We start from the raw sequence: 11,193 nt of genomic DNA on the forward strand, positions 1-11,193 counted from the left end.
GCACCACCCACCGTGCCAGCATCGCTGGCGTCCGGTTGTGCACGCTCATCGTCACCACCGCGTGCCACTCGATCCACGCGTTATGCCCCTGACGCGTCCAGCCTGGCGAGCCCATACCGGCTCGCCAGGCGACTCGCACAGGTCGCCGTCCCCGGCCTGTTTCTCTCACTTGCCGCATGTGGTGGAAACATGGAAGAACCGAAAGTACAGTTAAACCCGACCACCTCGAACGACATCTCCGTTCTTGTCAGGACTGGAAATACGCCAGGGATATTTGACAATGTCCTCGCCTTCGCACAATTTCGGGTGACGAACCCGGAATGCGTGCCCAAGCAGCCCGTCTCTGGAGCTCGCCTCATTCCGCACAAGCGTCTCCCGATTGAACTTATCAAGAAAGATGACGCCACCTACAGTGGACAATTCGCCCTGTCTCCCTTCCTGGATGAGGACTACTTTGGTCTTGGGGTATGCCATTGGCAACTTGTCTCTATTGAGGCATCAGCAAAAAGGGGACGTACTACGTTTTCAGTGGATATGTATACCCAGGGGAAGTCGCCTCATGGTGAGCTCGTCAAGTACTTCTCGAAATCTGGCTACGATTCCGCCTCAGATGATTTCATTGACACCGGAAGCACGGATAAGGAACGAATAAAAGACCCTTCGACCGCGTTTTCCCTCGCGCTTAGCCTGGAGGAATCCAGGCCATGACTAAAGAATCACGAATTTACGCCACGCTATCCAGCGAGGCGTATAACAACCTTTCGGTCGGTGAGTCCATTGACGTGGGCGGCCACCATTTCAAAGCCATCTACAGTGCTTCAGGCCCCTTTACAGGATTCCAGGCGACAGCCTTCCGAGAGGACAGCAGCGGAAAAACTATCCTCGCCTACAGGGGAACCCAGGCGCTTGATGACGGAGCTGTTGATCTAGGTATGGTGATAGCCAAGGTAAATGCTCAAGAGTTTGAGTCTGAAGCATTTACCGATCATGCCATATCTATTGCCAGACAATATGCAGATGCCAACAACATGCCGCTGGACGTCACCGTTACAGGGCATTCGCTCGGAGGCACTCTTGCACAAATCAATGCCGCGCATTTCGGTCTGAAAGGTGAAACTTTCAATGCCTACGGAGCCAGCGGACTGACCTCCGAAACAATCAAGCCAAGCCATTCGCTGATCAACCATGTTCGCGCAGGAGACCCCGTGAGCGCTGCCAACCCGCATTTCGGGGATGTCGAGATATACGCAGCAGAAAATGACATATCCGCACTTAGTAAGGCCGGATATGAAAGCAGTCGGGGAATCGGAAACGTCGTTAGATCCATAAGCCTCGAGTCGCACGAGATTTCCAATTTTGTACCTGACGAAAAAGGATACTCTCTGCTAAACGAAGATGCTGAAAGGCTCTATCAAAATAACAAGAAAATGATTGATAACTACCGATCGGATGTAATGAGCGCACGCGAGCTCTCAGCACTGTCCATCAACCACCCGCAGGCTGTCGCAACACTTGGTGTGGGTCTGGCTGCCCACGCTTATACTGCAAAACTGAGGAACGAGGTGAAGGCCATACGGGATGCGGCAACGGCGGTAGCGGATCAGGGGTATGTAGTCGATAAATCGATGCATACTTCTGCCTTTTCATCGTCCAGCTTTCGCGGAACGTGGTCTTCACTCCCTCAGTCGGAAGAAAAAAAGGACCCTCGGATAACCGACGCCGCACACCCCGGCAATGCTCTTTTCAAGCAAGCCCTCGAAGGCACCCAGCGCCTGGACGCCGAACAGGGCCGCTCCCCCGACAAACTCAGCACCAACCTGGCAGGCTCCCTCGCCGTGGCCGCCCAACGCCAGGGCATGGACCGTATCGACCACGTCCTGCTCAGTGATGACGCCAGCCAGGCGTATGCCGTGCAAGGTGAGTTGTCCTCGCCCTTCAAGAAAATCGCCCAGGTCCAGACCGAACTAGGAATCTCCGCGTCCATCGAGCAGAGCAGCAAGGAATGGACGCAGGCATCCGCACAACGACAGCAGGCGGAGCTTGCCCAGGCCATGGAGCGCAGCCAGCAGGCTGCCCAGGATCAAGCTGTGCCATCCCCCGGAAGGAGCCTGCATTGATGACCCTGCGACGCTACCTCGCCTGCTCATTGACCACCCTGTCCCTCTTCCTGACCGTCCCATCCTACGGTGAAGCCATGAACCAGCCTGAAGTCAAACTCAATCCCGCGCCGCGCATGCGTTACGAGATCACCGTCAAGGTTGATGGCGCGCCGGGGCAGTTCGATCGTATCGACGGCCACGTGGACTACCGCGTGGACAACCCGGCCTGCGTACCCATGACACCGGTCATGGGCGCCACGGTGGTGCCGGAGAAACGGGTTCCGGTCGAATTCACGCGTACGAGCGACAACGAATTCCGCGGCGAGATCTTCATGGACCGCATCCAGGACGAGGACTACTTCGGCCATGGCGTTTGCCATTGGGCCGTGGTCGGTGCCACGGCCGACTTCCATCACCGGCAGGTCAACTTCAGCCCCGCGATCTACAAGGACGACATCCTTGGCAAGCGCGAGGTCGTGAAGTACTTCTCACACAAGTCCTACCAGCGTGCCGACGACGAGCGCATCGACACCGGCGCCAATGAGGCCAGCGCCTTCAACGATCCGCACGCCACGTTCTCCATCCGCCTGCATGCGACGGAGCGGCTGCCGTGAGCCCGCGGTCGACGGATTACGCCCTGCTCTCGCAGGACGTCTATCACGACACCGCCATCAACAAGACCGTCGAGCTCGACGGCATCACCTACCGTGTCATCGACGCGGCCGACGATCCGATCACCGGCTTCCAGGCCCAGGCCTACGTACGTGAAGATGTCCAGCCCCAGCAGGTGATCGTCGCCTTCCGCGGCACCGAGTTCGACCGGCAGCCTGTACGCGACGGTGGTGTCGATGCAGGAATGGTGCTCACCGGCATCAACCTGCAGAGCGGCGACGCCCTTGCCTTCACGAAACGTGTCATGGACAAGGTCAACAAGGCCGCTGCGGACGAGGATCGCAAACCGCCGGAGATCACCGTCACCGGCCACTCTCTCGGCGGCACGCTGGCCGAAATCAGCGCCGCGAAATTCGGCCTGCATGGCGAGACCTTCAACGCCTATGGTGCGGCTGGACTTCGCCAGGGCATTCCTGAGGGCGGCAACCAGGTCATCGACCATGTGCGCGCCGGCGATCTCGTGAGCGCGGCCAGCGCTCACTTCGGCGAGGTACGCGTCTATGCGGCCCAGCAGGATATCGACACCCTGACGAAGGCCGGCTACCGGGACGACAGCGGCCTGTTCTCGCTGCGCAATCCCCTGAAAGCCACCGATTTCAGCGCACACGCCATCGACAATTTCGTGCCTGGCAGCAAGCTGCTGGGTCACTCCATCATCAGCGAGGAAAGCCAGGCCCGCTATCGTGCCCATGAGGGCATGGTCGACCGCTATCGCGACGATGTCATGGATATCCGCAAGGGCATCTCCGCTCCCTGGCAGATTCCCAAGACCCTGGGTGACATCAAGGATGCCATCGAGCACAAGGCCATGCAGACCGTGGCCGAAGGCGTCACGGCCGTGGAGCATGGGGTGGAGCACGTAGTCCACGAGGCCCGGGAAGGTTTCGAACATCTCAAGGAGGGCGTCGGACACATGGCGCACGAGATCGGCGAAGGCATTCATGCCATCGAGGAAAAGGCCTCCGGCGCCTGGCACACCCTTACCCACCCCAAGGAATGGTTCGAGCACGACAAGCCAGCCGTTCCCCTCGACCACGAGGCGCATCCTGACCACGCCATGTTCCGGCAGGCACAGAAGGCCGTGCATGAACTGGATGCGGCGCACCAGCGCAAGCCCGACGGTTCCAGCGATAATCTCGCTGGCGTGCTGGCCGTTACGGCGAGGCGCGAGGGGCTGGACCGCATCGACCGGGCAGTGATGAGCGCGGATGCTTCCCGCACCTACGCGGTGCAGGGACCGCTGGATTCACCGCTCAAACGCGTGGCCGAGGTGGATACCCGGCAGGCCGTGGCCACCCCGGTCGCCGCTAGCAGTGATGCCTGGCACCAGGCAGCGAAGCAACATGAGCAGGCGCTTGCCATGCAGGCCAACCAACAACACGTACCCGGCCGCGACAACCCAGCGCCAGGACTGTGACGAACCATCGGAAAGGTAGATCAGATCATGAGTAAAACCAGGGGATACTGGGCGGCCGGCCTCTTTCTGGCCGCCCTTGTGGCAGGCGAATACCTGGCAGGCTATTTCAGCCTGCTGTCCATCGGCCGAGGTGATGTGCCGGTACAGTGGAACACCTATATCGGCTATCTGCAGGCGCTCGATCTGCCCCAGGTGCAGCCCTTCGCGTGGAAGATCAAGGTCGCCGGCGCTGTCGGATTCCTGATTCCGCTGCTGATCTGGGCAGTCGTTGCCTACTTCATCTTCCGCAAGCGCAAGCAGTCGATGCATGGCGATGCCCGCTTCGCCACTACCGGCGACCTGCGCAAGCAGAAGATGCTCTCCGAAGCGCCCAACGGCATCCTCGTCGGCAAGTTCAAGGGCGATCTGGTCCGCCTGCCCGGCCAGCAGTTCGTGATCCTCGCGGCCCCCACCCGCTCGGGCAAGGGTGTCGGCGTGGTTATCCCGAACCTGCTCGACTACCAGGAGTCGGTGGTCGTACTCGATATCAAGCAGGAGAACTTCGACCTCACCAGCGGCTGGCGCGCCAGCCAGGGGCAGGAGATCTACCTGTTCAACCCCTTCGCCGAAGATCGCCGCACGCATCGCTGGAATCCCCTGAGCTACGTCTCGAAGGATCCCGCATTCCGTGTATCCGACCTGATGAGCATTTCTTCCATGCTTTATCCGGATGGCTCGGACGACCAGAAATTCTGGGTCAGCCAGGCGCGCAATGCCTTCATGGCCTTCTCGCTGTACCTGTGCGAAAAGTGGGAGCACGACGAGAAGAACGGGCTGCCCATGATCCTGCGCAGCAAGCCCACGCTGGGCATGATCTATCGCCTGTCTTCAGGTGACGGCACCGATCTTCGTGAGCTGTATACGCGCCTGTCGAAGGAGCCCTTCCTGAGCGGCAATGCCAGGTCGGCCTTCGCCAACATGCTGTCACAGGCCGCCGAAACCTTCGCGTCAATCCTGGGCACCTTCAAGGAGCCGCTGAACGCGTGGATCAACCCGGTACTGGATGCGGCCACCAGCGACGATGACTTCCAGCTCACCGACGTGCGCAAGAAGCGCATGACGATCTACATCGGCATCCAGCCGAACAAGCTGGCCGAAAGCCGCCTGATCGTCAACCTGTTCTTCAGCCAGCTCATCAACCTCAACACCAAGGAGCTTCCGCAGAACAATCCGGAGCTGAAGCACCAGTGCCTGCTGTTGATGGATGAGTTCACGTCGATCGGCAAGGTAGAGATCATCGCTTCTGCCGTGTCGTACATGGCTGGCTATAACATCCGCCTGCTGCCCATCATCCAGAGCATGGCGCAGCTCGATGCGGTATACGGCAAGGACGTATCGCGCACGGTCATCACCAACCATGCTTTGCAGATCGTCTACGCTCCCCGCGAACAGCAGGATGCAAACGATTATTCCGAGATGCTCGGGTATACGACCGTGCGTCGGGAGAACATCACCAAGAGCAAGAAGGGTGACGTGAGCCGCAGCCATTCCGAGGAGAAGCGCGCACTCATGCTTCCCCAGGAACTGAAGGCCCTTGGCATGGAAAAGGAAGTGTTGTTCTATGAAGGCATTCCGCATCCGGTGATGTGCGAGAAGATCCGCTACTACCAGGACAAGTACTTCACCTCGCGCCTGATGGACAAGGTGAAGGTGCCGCAGCTCACGGTGTGACAGCAGGCCGCTTCTGATGAAGCGTTATCGCGGACACGGTCCGCTCCCACTCCTTCGGTAGAGAATTTGCTGCCGAAGGAGTGGGAGGTTCACTACCGAAGGGGTGGGAGCGGATCGTATCCGCGATGATACGAGCAACACCCTGGCGGGATTAACGCTGCATCTGACCCTGCTGCTGTTGTTGCTGCTGCTGCGAAGCATCCTGCTGCTGCGCCGCCGGCTGCCATTGTTGGCTGCTCTGCTCCAGCGGCTGGCCGACGGCCTTCGAGACATCGACCTCGGCTATCTGCTTGTGCGGGGAGTTGAGATCACCCTGCACCGCATAAGCGCGCTTGCCGTCGTCGCTCAGCACCACGCTATCGACACGGGTCAGCCCTTTCTCGTGCGCCGCGATGGCAACCACGCCCGCAAGATTGCTACTGGCATGATCCGATGCCCTGCCAAGCTTCGCGTCGAGGTTGGCAACTTCCTTCAATGCCTGCTCGTACATGGCATGACCCGGATGGGTCTTGTCGGCAAGCCCCGGCGCTGCCACGCGATTGGCGTTGCGCAAGGCGTCCATCGTCTTTGCGCCAGCGATACCATCGGATGTCAGGCCATGGTCTTTCTGGAAGGCTTCCAGAGCCACCCGGGTGTTCTTGCCGAAGTCGCCGTCCGGGTGAATGAGCTTGCCGTCGCCTCCCTTGTAACCGAGATTCGCCAGCTGCTGCTGGAGATCCTTTACCGGCGGCGCGTGATCATGCTCGCGGAGGGTACCCGCGCGCTGGATGTGATCCCCTGATGCCACTCCCGGAGAAGCGTGGGCCGGCTGGACGCGTACGTGATTACCCGGATGGGTTACATGAAGCAGCCGCTGGTCCGCGCCATCGCGATGCACGTTGACGTCCAGTGTCTTGTCGGCATTATTGTGCAGCGAGATGTCCTTGCTGTTGACGTCGCTCCACTGGCCGTTGACCAGGGCATGGCCATGACCCGCCCTGTCCCAGACCACCATATCGCGGCCTTCTGACAGATATCCACGGTTGTTCTGGGTGTTCGCGTATGAACCGCCCTGCTCCAGGGCCTGCACCATCGATCGCGAATGATGCGGATCGACGAAGGCACCCTTGATCACCGCATACTCGTGAGGAAGATGGGGATGCGTGGAGTCTGCGCCCAGGCGCGTCGGATTGACACCCGGATTCGCCGCCACATCCTGCCACGCCGCATGCATCGGGTTATTCGCACCTGCGGCCCGCAGGTCGTTGAACAACGCCGTGCCGGCCAGCGCGTGGTCGCGGCCCGCGGTGACATAGTCGGGGTAGCCATTGAGCGCGCTGCTCACTTCTTTCACGCTATGAAGCTCACCGCGCTCGATCTGGCCAAGCACATCCTTGCCGTACTTTTCGCTCTGGTTGTAGAGCTTGGCCGTGATGGTGGCGAGCTGGGCCTGCTCCTGTTCCGAAGCATGCTTGTACAGATCCGTCTTCTGCAGCGGGCCGATGACATTCGTCATCAACTTGTCGACCTGGGCCATATCGTGCTGGTGGACGAAGTTCATGCCAGCCTCGCTGGCCATGAAAGCGTCGAGATGCGACTTCACCGTGGCGTCGAGAGGCCGGCCGTGCTGGTCGTTGATCTGGTGCCCGGTACGCCTGAGGTCGGCGATGGTATGCGTGCGTTGCGCATCGGAGAGTACCCAGTCCGGATGAGCCGTGCGCGCCCAGTTCTGGTACGCGTCGGTCAGCTCGGTGGCCACGGCCGGTCGCTGGCCGAGGTCAGTCTGTAGCGTGCCGATGGAATAGCCACTGTTGCCCGCGGGATGCATCACGGGATTGCCGTGGGCATCGTTGCGGATGTTGCCGGCGAAACTAAGCCGGTAGGCGACATCGCCGCCTTCGGAGCTCACGCCTATCGCGAAGTACGACAGCGCGCGAAGCTCATTGTCAGTCAATCCTGCCATGGTCCAACTCCTGGTTTACCTGCTACTGAGGGTTAGCGATCGCCACCTTTGCAATGGGTGTCGAGCGGAGCCTTTCCGCCCTTGGGAACGCGATCGAGGGCGACATACCTGTCATAGGTTTCTCCTGAACGCTGGAACCACACGAGCTGCCTGCCCTGTGGCGTGAAATAAGCAACTTCTTCGCTGTAGGCCGGACAGGCCGGGTAGTCGCCCTGCTGCCCGTCGTCGGAACAGAAACGCACATAGAGCTTGCCGTCGCGCCACTGCCCCTTCAAAAGCCCCTGGCTGCCGTCATTACGGGTGCCATCGCCCCATTTTCCTTCCGCATCGGGGCTCGCTTTGGTCACGGTGACATTGACGTAATGGCCGAAATCGCAGTCGGTGCGATAACCCCAGTCACCGCTTATCGCCGTGTCGGCCGACGGCTTGCCGGCAGAAGCCGCACTACCGGCGCGTCGTTCGAGTTCATCTGCACGAGTGCGGGTGCTGGCCGTCGTACACGCATTCTTGAGCACCTGGCCGGCAGTGGCACCACAGGCCTTGTCGCGTCCGAGGATCCATTGACGCTCCTCGTCGCGCAGGGCCTTGCGATTCGCGTCATCGAGCCCTTGCGAGAGTTTCTTGTAGGCCGCGTTGAGCCGGGCGTCCTGCGCATCGTAATCGCTGGCCTGCGCGACGGCTGCATGCGACATCGCTACGGCCAATGCGGCGCACAGCACCCTGGATATGTCCTTCTGCCTGAAAAACATTGCAACTCCTGTGATTGGGTCACTCATTTCCTGCGCGAGGTTATCAAGGTAACGCCTGGAAAACCGTGCGGACTGCCGCGCAATACGTCTCCTGGCAGGTGTACTCGTCGCCGATGCAGCTATTGAGGCAACCGTGGTATCGGCCTTTTATTGGGCCTAGCTCCAGAAAGACTGTCATCGGCCATGATGTCCGATGCGCGCGCAACACAATAAGGGCTCCAGTAGGCGCCCCGCGCTTTCGTCCGAGAAATGATGGAACTCCTGTGATCGTCATCCTGATCCCCACTCGGAGGATAGCAGAGACAGGCATCACGAAAACGTGCAGACATTCCCGAAGTCGCCATCCTGAACGTGCATTCATATCCCGCGTACAAAGGGCGGGTTTCTACCGAGCAACAGGCTCGGGAACCGTCAGCGGTCCGCAGTTCTCATCCGCCACGAAGGTGGCAAGCAGCTCTGCGTCTTCCGTCAGGCTGGGATTTTCGGCAAACAAGTGAAGCGCGCCGGGCGGTTCAAACCATGTCTGCGTGGCTGCATAATTCTTGGCTGGCGTGCCCTGGAGTTGCGAGCGGATAAGCCCCTTCAGCACCACGGCGGTGACGGATCCCGGATGACGGTGTGCGGGGGTGTACGCACCTGGCGGAAAGTAGACAAGTGCCGTTGTAATCGCCTTTCCTGGTAGGTGTGGCAACCGTTCGCAGGAGAGCGGCTTTACCGTCGTTTGTGGGCGCGCATCGGTGCCTGCGAACGGTGTGGTGAACATCCGGGTGACGCCGCCGCAGAGGGCATCGGTCCAGGCAGGCATGGAAGGAACCCTGTCGATGGAGACCGCCGCTATCAGCCCCATGGCACCGGTAGCGACGAGCAGCACGAGCATTGATCGCCGGGCTGGATGGCGAAGCGAGGCGGACAGGACCGCCATGACTCATTCCCTACGCGGTCACGCCGGACGTCGGCGACCAGCCCAGCACCTGCCGGGCGCGACTCAGGTCGAGGCGGCGCTCGTCGTCGGCGATGTTGTAGACGCCCGGCTGGCCGTGCCCGACCGCTCGCAGGGCGGCACTCACCGCGCCGTCTACATGCAGGGGCATGTCCTTGCCCTCGGAGGTATCCGCTCCAGTGCCATCGCCCCACAGCTGACCGTATCTCAGCACGAGCCCATCGATCCCGTCTGCATCCAGCACGGCTGCTTCCAGCGCCACGACGCCACCGACGCTGATGGCGCGCAGGCCATTGGCCGCCACATCCAGTGCATCGCTTTCGACGAATCGCTCCGGTCCACTTGCATAGGCCCAGGCGATGCTCTGTGCCACGATCCGGCGAACACCCGCTGCCTTCGCTGCCTGCACCAGGTTGGCGGTGCCTTCGCGACGTATGCGCGCATTGCGCTGGATACCCTCTTCCATGCGAGACGGATCGAGACTGCGCGGCAGGTCGGTGAGCTGATGAACGACGATATCCGGTCGCGCCGCCACTACCGCCTGCTGCAACCGCGACGCATCGAACACGTCGACCACCAGCGGCACGGCACCGGCATGAAGAAGTTCGCTGGCTCTGGCCGGATCGCGGGTAAGGCCGAAGACCCTGTAGCCGGCCGACACAAGCTCAGGCACCAGACGACGGCCGATGACGCCCGTGGCGCCAGCGACCAGGATGGTGGTGGATGATGGGTGGTTCATGAGGGTGCGCCTGGGAAACGATGGGCACACTCTAGGCCTGGCATGGCGGCCAGGGCAGGCCCAAGTTCAGGGCAGAAGAATGTACCAACGCCCGCCGACGCATCACTTCGGAGGGCTGGGGCAAAGCTTGCCGGTGTCGTCGCTGACTGCGCATGCACGGGCAGCATAGGACTTCTCGGACCAGCCGCCGGCACTACCCGCCTTTCCATGCCACTCGTAGATCCATTGCTGGAAAACCGCTGGGCTCTGGTCTATCAGCTCGATGATCTGGCCCTCCTCCCCTGATGGCGGCAATCGCACTGGCGGACCCTTGTCCTGCGGCACACCGGCTTGAGCCGCCATGGCCTGCTTCGCGTCTGCCGACGAGGTGGTCATCGTGATCGAGATCTGGCCTGCCTCCGTCCCCCATGGCGTGCCATCTGCTTTCCTGGTGGTTGCCTGCTGGTGTTTGATCCAGGCCGCCCACTGCTCGTAAAGCTTCGATCCCGGCGTCAGCACGAAGGTCTGGCTGGAATCGCTGATTTTGTATTCCTGGGTGTCGGGCTGTAGCGACTGGGCCAGCGCGGGACCGGCCAGAGCCGTCAGTGCCAGGGCGGCAATCCATTCTTTGCGCAGGGTCATCCGGTTTCCTTGTGGGCGCGGTGGGATGGTGGGTGATGCCGAGGTCGCAATATAGTGTTGCCGCTGGGCAGCTGCCGATGTTGCATGTGCGATTGCCAGAAACGTGCATTGATTCGCAAGAAATTCCTGTCCTTGGCCGGGCCCTGAACGCTGCCGAGGGGGTGATTTGTTGATGGCCCGGCTGGCTTCCGGCTATCAAGGATGAAGCGACGGGGCGCGTGCCGAGCCGGGCGCGCTGGGCCGGGTCGCGCGCGAGGCGCGCTCCTACAGGGGGGTGGGGCGGTATCATGGGCGGCCGGCGTGC

General features: G+C 61.0%; 10 protein-coding genes. 5 read left to right on the forward strand and 5 right to left on the reverse strand.

The window, feature by feature from the left end; translation table 11 throughout:
• The first annotated feature begins 189 nt into the window (after window positions 1-189).
• The 5 genes from HBF25_RS07840 to HBF25_RS07860 are packed head-to-tail and all read left to right on the forward strand — an operon-like array spanning window position 190 to window position 5,898.
• Window positions 190-708: a hypothetical protein gene (locus HBF25_RS07840; RefSeq protein WP_166947285.1), complete on the forward strand. Its 519-nt coding sequence runs from the start codon at window positions 190-192 to the stop codon at window positions 706-708.
• Complete coding sequence (locus HBF25_RS07845; protein ID WP_166947286.1) at window positions 705-2,117, forward strand: XVIPCD domain-containing protein; 1,413 nt, start codon at window positions 705-707, stop codon at window positions 2,115-2,117. Before HBF25_RS07840 ends, HBF25_RS07845 begins: the two co-directional genes overlap by 4 nt.
• Window positions 2,117-2,713, forward strand: a complete 597-nt coding sequence (locus HBF25_RS07850; protein ID WP_166947287.1) for a hypothetical protein — start codon at window positions 2,117-2,119, stop codon at window positions 2,711-2,713. The genes HBF25_RS07845 and HBF25_RS07850 overlap by 1 nt, the downstream gene beginning before the upstream one ends.
• Entirely contained in the window at window positions 2,710-4,188 is a 1,479-nt protein-coding gene (locus tag HBF25_RS07855; protein ID WP_166947288.1) for an XVIPCD domain-containing protein, read from the forward strand. Before HBF25_RS07850 ends, HBF25_RS07855 begins: the two co-directional genes overlap by 4 nt.
• A gap of 27 nt (window positions 4,189-4,215) precedes the next feature.
• Window positions 4,216-5,898 (forward strand): type IV secretory system conjugative DNA transfer family protein, encoded by a 1,683-nt coding sequence (locus HBF25_RS07860; RefSeq protein WP_166947289.1) that lies wholly within the window; start codon window positions 4,216-4,218, stop codon window positions 5,896-5,898.
• Between the two features lie 151 nt (window positions 5,899-6,049).
• Here the strand turns inward: HBF25_RS07860 and HBF25_RS07865 are convergent, their stop codons facing one another.
• From HBF25_RS07865 to HBF25_RS07885, 5 genes are all read right to left on the reverse strand, one after another.
• Complete coding sequence (locus tag HBF25_RS07865; protein WP_166947290.1) at window positions 6,050-7,840, reverse strand: peptidoglycan-binding domain-containing protein; 1,791 nt, start codon at window positions 7,838-7,840, stop codon at window positions 6,050-6,052.
• A 32-nt stretch (window positions 7,841-7,872) separates the two neighbouring features.
• On the reverse strand, window positions 7,873-8,589 hold the full coding sequence (locus tag HBF25_RS07870) for a lysozyme inhibitor LprI family protein (RefSeq protein WP_166947291.1): 717 nt from the start codon (window positions 8,587-8,589) through the stop codon (window positions 7,873-7,875).
• Between the two features lie 385 nt (window positions 8,590-8,974).
• Window positions 8,975-9,511, reverse strand: a complete 537-nt coding sequence (locus tag HBF25_RS07875) for a cupin domain-containing protein (protein WP_166947292.1) — start codon at window positions 9,509-9,511, stop codon at window positions 8,975-8,977.
• Between the two features lie 10 nt (window positions 9,512-9,521).
• Window positions 9,522-10,268 carry an NAD-dependent epimerase/dehydratase family protein gene (locus HBF25_RS07880; protein WP_166947293.1) on the reverse strand — a complete coding sequence of 249 codons (747 nt, stop codon included), beginning with the start codon at window positions 10,266-10,268 and terminating at the stop codon, window positions 9,522-9,524.
• Between the two features lie 102 nt (window positions 10,269-10,370).
• Window positions 10,371-10,889, reverse strand: coding sequence for a hypothetical protein (locus HBF25_RS07885; protein ID WP_166947294.1), 519 nt, complete (start codon window positions 10,887-10,889; stop codon window positions 10,371-10,373).
• Window positions 10,890-11,193: the final 304 nt, after the last annotated feature.

Source organism: Luteibacter anthropi (assembly GCF_011759365.1).
GTDB classification, from domain to species: Bacteria; Pseudomonadota; Gammaproteobacteria; order Xanthomonadales; family Rhodanobacteraceae; genus Luteibacter; species Luteibacter anthropi.